This window comes from Shewanella litoralis (assembly GCF_009828585.1).
Taxonomy (GTDB): domain Bacteria; phylum Pseudomonadota; class Gammaproteobacteria; order Enterobacterales; family Shewanellaceae; genus Shewanella; species Shewanella litoralis.
Map to the genome: position 1 here is coordinate 42,312 of NZ_WSRZ01000028.1, position 6,970 is coordinate 49,281.

Consider the following 6,970-nt stretch of genomic DNA (forward strand, 5'->3'; position numbering starts at 1 on the left):
TATAACACTTCTCTTTTTAACTTAAAAGGTACTTGCAAATGACTCAGAAACGTCCTTTAGCATTACTTATCCTCGATGGCTGGGGTTACAGTGAAGATCCGCAAGACAATGCGGTTTTCCATGCAAACACCCCAGTGCTAGATAAGCTAAATGCACAATATCCTCACAGCTTAATTTCAGGTTCTGGTATTGATGTTGGTTTACCAGACGGCCAAATGGGTAACTCTGAAGTTGGCCATATCAATATTGGTTCTGGCCGTATTGTGTATCAAGAACTGACTCGTATCAGTAAAGCTATTGCTGATCATGAGTTTGAAAAAAATCAGGCGCTTTGTGATGCGGTAGACAAAGCTATAGCAGCCAATGGTGCGGTTCACATCATGGGGCTATTGTCTCCTGGTGGCGTACACAGCCACGAAGAGCACATTGAAGCCATGTGCCGTATGGCTGTTGAGCGTGGCGCAAAAAAAGTGTATTTACATGCCTTTTTAGATGGTCGTGATACGCCACCGCGTAGTGCCAAAAACAGCTTAGTGCATTTTGATGAACTATTTGCCTCATTAGGCCATGGCCGCACGGCATCGATTATTGGTCGTTACTTTGCGATGGATCGTGATAATCGTTGGGATCGCGTTTCACAAGCCTACGAACTAATCACAGAAGGCAAAGGCAATTTTAGCTATACAAGCGCCCCTGAAGCGCTAGAAGCAGCTTATGCTCGTGATGAAAACGATGAGTTTGTTGCTGCATCGACCATTGCTGATAATCAAGGTCAAGTCGCTGAATTAAACGACAACGATGCACTTATTTTTATGAATTTCCGTGCTGACCGTGCCCGCCAAATTACCCGTTGTTTCGTCAACCCTGACTTTGATGGTTTTGTTCGTAATAAAACCCCAAAAGTCGATTTTGTGATGTTAACTGAGTACGCTGGCGACATTAACGCTGCAGTGGCTTATCCATCAGAAGATCTAGTGAATACTCTGGGCGAAACCTTGCAAAATCAGGGTAAAACCCAATTGCGTATTTCAGAAACTGAAAAGTATGCACACGTGACGTTCTTCTTTAACGGTGGCAAAGAGGATCCGTTTGAAGGTGAAGATCGGATTTTAATCCAATCACCTAAAGTGGCGACATACGATTTACAGCCAGAAATGAGTTCTACTGAACTTACCGATAAACTCGTTGCCGCAATTGAATCAAGCAAATACGATGTGATCATTTGTAACTACCCCAATGGTGACATGGTTGGTCATACGGGTAATTTTGATGCTGCGGTTAAAGCCTGTGAAGCTGTCGATGCCTGTATTGGACGAGTGGTTGAAGCGTTAGCGAAAGTTGATGGCGAATGCTTGATTACTGCCGATCATGGTAATGCTGAAAAAATGAAAGATCCTTCTAACGGACAAGCATTCACAGCTCACACCAGTAACTTGGTACCGTTCGTTTATGTTGGCCGTGACGCCACAATAAAAGATGGTGGACGCTTGAGCGATATCGCGCCAACTATGTTAACCTTGATGGGCCAAAGCATCCCGAAAGAAATGAGCGGACGCTGTATCATTGACCTTAAAGAGTAAACATTAACTCGTGATAACTCGTTTATTTGTTAAAGCCAGCATAATTGCTGGCTTTCTAATCCTTTCATGTACGGCAAACAGTGCTGACTTGGCCTCACGTCAATCGGCGTTAAAGTCTATTCAAGCACAAATAAACCAACAACAAAGCTCACTAAAAGATACCGCTAAACAGCGCGAGAAACTGATTAACTTATTAAAAAGTGACGAACAAGCCATTGCAAAAGCGGCTCAAAAAGTCAATCAATCACAAGCCTCTCTTGCCGCAGTTAACACTAAATTACGCGAATTAGACAAACAACAAGTCGAGCTCGCGGCCACAAAAAGTAGCCAACAAGATACCTTATCAAAGCAATTATCTAGTGCCTACCTTGCCGGTAATCATGACTACACAAAAATGATGCTCAATCAGCAAAACCCTGCCACCGTTGAACGAATGCTGGCGTATTATCAATTCTTAAACAGTGCCCGAATTCAAGCGATTAAACAGCTAAAGCAAACCAGCATTGATTTAGACAAAGTGAAGCAACAGCAAGTAGCTTCGCAACAAAAGCTCAATGCTTTGGTGATTGAGCAAAAAAGGCAGGCACAACAATTATCAAAAGAACAAGGACAGCGTAAACAAACGCTAACGCAACTTCAGCGGACCTTGTCGAGTAAAGGTGCTGAGCTCGAACAGTTACAAATAGAAGAAGCCAGTTTAAAACGGATTGTTCAACAAGCCATGGTAACGGCTAAAGCCAACCCCACTATGGACGGCTTAGCCAATCAACGCGGCAAGTTAAAGTGGCCGACTAAAGGCCGTATGAGCAAGCGCTTTGGCAGCAGGCGCTCAGGACAAATAGTCTGGAAAGGTAGCGTATTGTCCGCACCTGAAGGGCAAAACATTTATGCTGTAGCATCAGGTAAAGTCATTTATGCCGACTGGTTACGTGGGTTTGGTATGGTATTGGTTATTGACCACGGCAAAGGCTATATGAGCTTATATGGTCATGCACAAACATTGCTAAGACAACCAGGCGACATGGTTAAAAGCGGAGAATCTATTGCATTAGTGGGTAGCTCGGGTGGACAAAGCGAACCAGGATTATATTTCGAGATACGCAATAAAGGCCAGGCTGTAGACCCTGCTTATTACTGTCGCTAAGGTTTTCGTGATGCCTTATTTTAATAAACAATTGCACTGCTAACTCACAAGTCGTTTTAGGCTGTAAATTGTAACTATAAATCGACCGAATGAATAATCAGATATCCATAACCCATAAAAAGATAAGTTAACGTGCGAATTCAATTTATAATTTTACTTTGCTTGTGCAGTATTTTCCCCGCTAGCGCCGCGAGACTAGCCATTATCATTGATGATATTGGTTATCGGTTAACTGACGAAGCCGCATTAACCCTGCCGCAAAACATTACCTTATCTGTATTACCCCATACTCCACTCGGCCAAAAGCTGGCTAACGATGGCCACCAAAAAGGTCATGAAATCATGTTGCATCTACCGATGCAGGCCTTAAATGGTAAAGCCTTAGGCCCGGGCGGATTAACCAATGACATGAACGAAACACAAATAAAACAACAGCTACAAGCCGCATTTAATAGCATTCCTTTTGCCAAAGGAGCCAATAACCATATGGGTAGTCTATTAACTCAAATGGATGAGCCTATGTTATGGGTGATGCAAAGCCTAAAACAACAACAATTGTTTTTTGTCGACAGCGTGACCACTAAGTACACTAAAGCGGGCAATACCGCTAATCAGCTTGGGGTGCCGTTACTAAGACGAGAAGTGTTTTTAGATAATGACATCAGTCAACGTGGGCTAGAAAAACAATTTAAGGTGATCATTGAGCGAACAAAACAACAAGGTAAGTTAGTAGCCATTGCCCACCCTTACCCTGAAACCATTCGTTTTTTACGGGCTAACATCGCCCGCTTAGAGGCCAATGGCATTATATTAGTGCATACATCTCAGTTATTTGATGACATCAATGTTGCCACTTCAAATCGCACTAATCCAACTGCAACACTGAAATAGACAAGTCAGGTAACGTTGCCAAAATATCAGACCGATTATCAACAATATCAGCCAAAGTATATTGATCGAGTACCGCCAGATATGCGGCTACAGCTTTACCTAGCACACCTTTGAGTTTACAAATAGGCGTAAAGCGGCAATAAGGCGATTCACAATCAATTGGTGCAAGCGAATGCTCTAAATCACGTACCAATTGGCCTAAATGGAGCTGATCAGCAGTTTTTGCAAGCTTGAACCCACCACTTTTACCGCGAATAGTCTGCAAATAGCCCAGCTTTCCTAACTGATGAATAATTTTAGCCACGTGATTCGACGATAAATCAAATACGCTGGTGACTTCTGCAATTCGAAACAAGGTTTCTCGCTCTGGTTGCACCGCGAGATACATTAAAATCCGAATACCAAAATCTGTATATCGAGTCAGTTGCATGATTTAAATTGCCCAAAATAAATAATAATCAAAGGTTAGCATGTCGAAGACTCTAAATCAGTGATCAACCATAAAGCTTGCTCATTTGTGGTACCACAAACCTCAATACTTGCTGAAAACGCTCCGCAAACAGCTGGTCGTTCTGGCTGCCCAAAAATCAAACACAGGTTGTCGTCATCCAATTGAATACAACGCACTCCTGCAGGTTTGCCATTTGGCATCCCTGGAATGGGGCTAGTAATTGAAGGGGCAATGCAGCAAGCACCACAACCTAGACGGCAATGCATATTTATTCCTACTGATTATAGCTACAGATTTATTTAAAAAACAACGTCATATAGACATGTTTAATTACATTATTTGAACACGCAATAATTGAAACAACAGGCAAGCTGAGGCAAGTTATCTGTGATACATTTTTCATCAACACTCATCAGATCACATTTTCAGTTGTTAAGCGTTAAACCGACAACAGTCCTAGTGGTACAGTAGACTTTTTTGATAAATAAGGAAATTACCAATGAAACGCCCAGTTATTCTCGATTGCGACCCGGGTCATGATGATGCCATCTCATTAATTCTAGCACTAAGCTCAGACCAATTAGACGTCCTCGCGGTGACAACCAGCGCCGGTAATCAAACACCAGATAAGACCCTCAATAATGCCTTACGCGTACTGACCTTACTCGGCCGTCATGATATACCTGTAGCAGCCGGAGCACCTAAACCTTTAGCACGCGAATTGATCATTGCAGACAATGTGCATGGAGAAAGCGGCCTTGATGGCCCTAAATTACCCGATCCCGCATTTGCTCCTGTCAGCCAAACGGCCATAGAATTAATGGCCGAGAAAGTCAAAAACAGTCAACAACCGGTTACGCTGGTTCCTACCGGCCCATTAACTAATATTGCGCTATTTTTATCCGCTCATCCAGAGCTACATCATAACATCGACAGTATTGTACTGATGGGTGGTGCTGCAGGTGTCGGTAATTGGACTCCAGCGGCTGAATTCAATATTTTTGTCGACCCTGAAGCCGCTGACATGGTGTTTAAATCGGGTATTCCTATTGTGATGTGTGGCTTAGATGTTACTCATGAAGCACAGATTATGGATGAGGACATTGAGCGTATTAGAGCAATTAATAATCCTGTCGCTCAATGCGTTGCTGAACTGCTCGACTTCTTTATGATTTATCATCGCGATCCTAAATGGGGTTTTACTGGTGCGCCACTGCATGACCCTTGCACCATTGCCTGGTTGTTAAATCCATCCTTATTTACCACAGTAGATTGTTGGGTTGGCGTTGAAACAAAAGGTGAACACACTCAAGGCATGACAGTTGTAGACCGTTATCAATTAACAGGAAAACCGCACAATACCAAAGTCTTGTTTAATATAAACCGTAAAGGTTTTGTCGACTTTATCGTAGAGCGACTAAACGATTACTAACCCCAAAATGTCATGTCGATTGATATCTACATGGTAATAAAGGAAAAGCATGAGCACTTTATTAGTTGTCGGTAGCGCCAATGCCGATCATGTCCTGACTTTTGATGATCTTCCCCAGGCCGGAGAAACCTTAATCTGCCAACAATATCGCCTTGAACTTGGTGGCAAAGGAGCAAATCAAGCTGTAGCCGCTGCACGCTTACGTGGTTTACAACAAACGGTTAGCTTTATCTCTGCTCTTGGTGACGACGCTAATGCCAAAATGATGCGCGACGCATGGGCCTCTGATGGAATCGATCTAACGGGTTGCTATCAGATACCAGGCCAAAGTACTGGAACAGCGATGATTTTTGTTAATCAACAAGGTGAAAATAGCATTGGAGTTGTTACGGGGGCTAATGCCTACCTCTCATCTGAACACTGTCAACAACAGCAGACTAAGTTTGCTCAAGCAAGTTACATGTTAATCCAACTAGAAACGTCATTAGAAAGTGTTAAGGCAGCATTACAACTTGCAAGACAACATCAATGCATCAGCATACTCAATCCTGCGCCAGCAGCTATGTTGAGCAAAGAACTACTTAGCTTAGTCGACATTATTACACCAAATGAAACAGAAGCTTATGCATTAACAGGAGTAGAGATAAGTGACGAATTAAGCGCCTCAAAAGCAGCTGATTACTTTCATCAACAGGGTATCAATAAAGTTGTAATCACCCTAGGTAGCAAAGGTGCTTATGTTAGTGAACAAGGTAAAGGGCAACTCATACCTGCACCAATAGTTAATGCTATCGATACTGTCGCGGCGGGAGATACATTTAATGGCGCACTGATGGTGGCATTAGATGAAGGTAAATCGCTGCAAGAAGCAGTAATTTTTGCTAATAAAGCCTCATCAATTGCGGTTACCCGTCATGGAGCACAAAGCAGTATTCCATACCGAGATCAGTTAAATAATTGATATCAAGTTCTACACAACAAAGAGCCTCGCCTAAATGACGAGGCTTTTTGTCATTGTCGGAGCCAACAATGATCGTAATATAAGTGAACTCGCGAGGAACGGCATGACAAGTCGTCTGCGGTACATATATAGTGCTGCAAACGGCATTTCCACACTCAAATTTCAGATACGAAAAAGGCCTTTGCATTACTGCAAAGGCCTTCATCTTAAGTTGGCGGAGCGGACGGGACTCGAACCCGCGACCCCCGGCGTGACAGGCCGGTATTCTAACCAACTGAACTACCGCTCCTTTAGCAAATTGCTTACGCAGGATGCTAAATGCTTTTTAAGTCGCTAGTATGTCATAACCAGGAGACTTGCTCTTTCAAGCATCTCTTAACGAGATAATTAGGCGTCTGGAAATGACCTACTCTCACATGGGGAGACCCCACACTACCATCGGCGATACTGTGTTTCACTTCTGAGTTCGGAATGGGATCAGGTGGGACCACAGCTCTATGGTTTCCAGACA

General features: G+C 43.2%; 7 protein-coding genes, 1 tRNA gene and 1 rRNA gene. 5 read left to right on the forward strand and 4 right to left on the reverse strand.

The window, feature by feature from the left end:
• The first annotated feature begins 38 nt into the window (after positions 1–38).
• From gpmM to GQA99_RS17835, 3 genes are all read left to right on the forward strand, one after another.
• Positions 39–1,580, forward strand: a complete 1,542-nt coding sequence (gene gpmM, locus GQA99_RS17825; RefSeq protein ID WP_160056210.1) for a 2,3-bisphosphoglycerate-independent phosphoglycerate mutase — start codon at positions 39–41, stop codon at positions 1,578–1,580.
• A gap of 10 nt (positions 1,581–1,590) precedes the next feature.
• Positions 1,591–2,724: a murein hydrolase activator EnvC family protein gene (locus tag GQA99_RS17830; RefSeq protein WP_160056212.1), complete on the forward strand. Its 1,134-nt coding sequence runs from the start codon at positions 1,591–1,593 to the stop codon at positions 2,722–2,724.
• Positions 2,725–2,856: 132 nt separating this feature from the next.
• Entirely contained in the window at positions 2,857–3,615 is a 759-nt protein-coding gene (locus tag GQA99_RS17835) for a divergent polysaccharide deacetylase family protein (protein ID WP_160056214.1), read from the forward strand.
• On the opposite strand, the gene GQA99_RS17840 is transcribed toward GQA99_RS17835, so the two are convergent.
• Complete coding sequence (locus GQA99_RS17840) at positions 3,590–4,045, reverse strand: Rrf2 family transcriptional regulator (RefSeq protein WP_160056216.1); 456 nt, start codon at positions 4,043–4,045, stop codon at positions 3,590–3,592. The two genes, GQA99_RS17835 and GQA99_RS17840, sit on opposite strands and share 26 nt — an antisense overlap.
• A gap of 35 nt (positions 4,046–4,080) precedes the next feature.
• Positions 4,081–4,332: a YkgJ family cysteine cluster protein gene (locus tag GQA99_RS17845; protein WP_160056218.1), complete on the reverse strand. Its 252-nt coding sequence runs from the start codon at positions 4,330–4,332 to the stop codon at positions 4,081–4,083.
• 233 nt (positions 4,333–4,565) lie between these two features.
• On the opposite strand from GQA99_RS17845, the gene rihA reads away from it, so the two are divergent.
• Together rihA and rbsK are read left to right on the forward strand one after the other, a co-directional pair.
• Positions 4,566–5,498, forward strand: coding sequence for a pyrimidine-specific ribonucleoside hydrolase RihA (gene rihA, locus GQA99_RS17850; protein ID WP_160056220.1), 933 nt, complete (start codon positions 4,566–4,568; stop codon positions 5,496–5,498).
• Between the two features lie 49 nt (positions 5,499–5,547).
• On the forward strand, positions 5,548–6,459 hold the full coding sequence (gene rbsK, locus GQA99_RS17855) for a ribokinase (protein WP_160056222.1): 912 nt from the start codon (positions 5,548–5,550) through the stop codon (positions 6,457–6,459).
• Between the two features lie 212 nt (positions 6,460–6,671).
• Here rbsK and GQA99_RS17860 read toward each other — a convergent pair.
• Both GQA99_RS17860 and rrf read right to left on the reverse strand, forming a co-directional pair.
• A tRNA-Asp gene (locus GQA99_RS17860) sits at positions 6,672–6,748 on the reverse strand.
• 104 nt (positions 6,749–6,852) lie between these two features.
• Positions 6,853–6,968, reverse strand: a 5S ribosomal RNA gene (gene rrf, locus GQA99_RS17865).
• Positions 6,969–6,970: the final 2 nt, after the last annotated feature.

Excerpts from the sequence above, each read along its gene's own strand:
- gpmM (WP_160056210.1), top strand. The coding sequence starts at position 39 with ATGACTCAGAAACGTCCTTTAGCATTACTTATCCTCGATGGCTGGGGT.
- GQA99_RS17840 (WP_160056216.1), bottom strand. The coding sequence starts at position 4,045 with ATGCAACTGACTCGATATACAGATTTTGGTATTCGGATTTTAATGTAT.
- GQA99_RS17845 (WP_160056218.1), bottom strand. The coding sequence starts at position 4,332 with ATGCATTGCCGTCTAGGTTGTGGTGCTTGCTGCATTGCCCCTTCAATT.
- rihA (WP_160056220.1), top strand. The coding sequence starts at position 4,566 with ATGAAACGCCCAGTTATTCTCGATTGCGACCCGGGTCATGATGATGCC.
- rbsK (WP_160056222.1), top strand. The coding sequence starts at position 5,548 with ATGAGCACTTTATTAGTTGTCGGTAGCGCCAATGCCGATCATGTCCTG.